1 protein-coding gene is annotated in these 1,800 nt (G+C 40.3%); it reads left to right on the forward strand.

The genetic code is table 11. The features are described 5' to 3' along the window. The first annotated feature begins 136 nt into the window (after window positions 1–136). Window positions 137–1,672 carry an IS1182 family transposase gene (locus FHS10_RS29205; protein ID WP_259097789.1) on the forward strand — a complete coding sequence of 512 codons (1,536 nt, stop codon included), beginning with the start codon at window positions 137–139 and terminating at the stop codon, window positions 1,670–1,672. The last annotated feature ends 128 nt before the right edge of the window (window positions 1,673–1,800 follow it).

The following is a 1,800-nucleotide window of genomic DNA, read 5'->3' on the forward strand; positions in this document are numbered from 1 at the left end:
GAGGCTGTATCATAAATCATGATCAGCCTCTTTTTTATTACTAATGTTTTATTGCTGTAAATTCAAATATCTATTTATTGTTTAATTTGTTTTAATGGTCTGATTTTCATATATTTAAGGTATAGTTATATAAGATATGGCAATTAGGCAACCTGTTTTCAAACACTATGATCAGCAGCAAATATTAGCTATTCCCCCAACCCTGGAGGAGTTAATTCCTCAATCTCACCCGGTTAGGGTTGTAAATGAGGTAATTAACAAGATCAATATTGAACCTTTATTAAAGGCTTACCATATCAATGGCAGCTCCAGTTATCATCCTCAGTTGTTGCTGAAGGTATTGGTTTATGGATATGTGACCAATATTTATTCCAGCCGTAAACTTGCCGCAGCCTGCCAGGAAAGCATCTACTTTATGTGGCTGAGCTCGATGAACTATCCCGACCATAACACCATTAACCGGTTTAGGGGCGTTCGGCTGAAGAATGCATTGCGTAGCGTGTTTGAAGATGTCGTAAAGCTACTCGCTGATGAAGGGTTGTTAAGTATTGATGAGATCAATACGGATGGAACAAAGATCGAAGCTAATGCGAACAAATACACCTTTGTCTGGAAAAAATCAATCCAGACGAATAAGGAAAAAATGAAAAAACAGCTGACCGAGATCTGGCAATATGCTCAGCAGATCGCTGCCGAAGAGGACAAAATGCCTGAACCACCTGATTTCACAGAGATCGACAGTCAGAAGGTAAAGGCAACGATAGATCAGCTCAATGAAAAACTATCCGGTAAAGAGAACACCGATAAGAAGATGAAGGCTAAACTTCAATATGTGACTAAGAACTACCCCGTAACCATTGCTAAATACGAGCAGCAGGAAGCTATACTGGAAGAAAGGAACAGTTACAGTAAAACAGATCCTGACGCTACTTTTATGCGCATGAAAGAAGACCACATGAAAAATGGCCAGTTAAAGCCGGGCTATAATGTGCAGATCTCCACATCCAATCAATTCATTGTTAATTATACCATTCATCCCAACCCGACAGATACCACTACGTTTCCGGCACATATAGCGCAGCATGAAACCAGTTTCGGCAAGGCCCCAAAAGTGATTACTGCGGATGCGGGTTATGGATCAGAAGAAAATTACACATTGCTTGAAGGAAAACAAACCACCGCTTTTGTAAAGTATGGCATGTTTGATAAGCAGCAGAGGGAAAGTCATAACAATAAGTTTCCCTTTGCTTCGGATAAGCTTTTTTATAACCAGGAAAAAGACTGTTACATCTGCCCGATGGGTCAGCAGATGAACTTTATTGGAAATTATACCAGGAAAACCAGTACCGGTTTTGAACAGAACATAAAACGTTACCAGGCAAAGAATTGCGGGAATTGTCCGCTGAACGGTGCCTGCCACAAATCAAAAGAAAACCGCATCATTGAGGTCAATGAAAATCTGAAGCGACAAAAACAAAAAGCTTATGTATTGCTAAACAGCGAAGAAGGCATAAAACGGCGAAAAAAACGATGTTTCGACGTCGAACCTGTATTCGGAAACATCAAACAGAACCATGGGTTCCGACGCTTTATGCTCCGAGGGAAGGAAAAAGTCGAAGTTGAATGGGGTTTGCTTTCAATCGCACAAAATCTAAGAAAAAAAGCAGCTTGAAAGCAGCGTTTTGACTCGTTTCTCTTCTGAAATTACTCCTTGCTGAGAAATTCAACGAAAACAGATAAACATGGAGCCAATACGTTGCAAACATAGAGGCCGCATCATTTGAATTATGATACGGCCTC

This window comes from Mucilaginibacter dorajii (assembly GCF_024808255.1).
Classification (GTDB): domain Bacteria; phylum Bacteroidota; class Bacteroidia; order Sphingobacteriales; family Sphingobacteriaceae; genus Mucilaginibacter; species Mucilaginibacter dorajii.

What these genes read in the sequence shown, in the direction of transcription:
- FHS10_RS29205 (WP_259097789.1), top strand. Translation starts at nt 137, where the DNA reads ATGGCAATTAGGCAACCTGTTTTCAAACACTATGATCAGCAGCAAATA.